The organism is Microvirga pakistanensis, assembly GCF_004458765.1.
Taxonomy (GTDB): Bacteria; Pseudomonadota; Alphaproteobacteria; order Rhizobiales; family Beijerinckiaceae; genus Microvirga; species Microvirga pakistanensis.
The window spans coordinates 1-211 of record NZ_SPJX01000504.1; the positions used below are offsets into that span (position 1 = coordinate 1).

Sequence of the window (211 nt, forward strand, 5' to 3'; positions counted from 1 at the left end):
CAAAAACCTGCCGCTCTGGTGACTCGATGGTGGCCCTTCGTCATCCGCAGCTATTCCAACCGGCTGGCTGAAAACGGCAAAGCTCCACTTGACCCCTATGACGGGGGATCATTACTCTTCTCCTGCGGACAAGGCGCGAAGCTCAACGAAACCGTTGGAAACCGCTGCCTTTTCCGCCTTTTTGACGGTGGGCTCAACGGTTCGGAGAACG

At 56.9% G+C, this 211-nt stretch carries 1 protein-coding gene; it reads left to right on the plus strand.

From position 1 onward, the window contains the following. Positions 1 to 211: hypothetical protein (locus E4K09_RS29875; protein WP_204985770.1), on the plus strand; the 211-nt coding region annotated here is incomplete at both ends.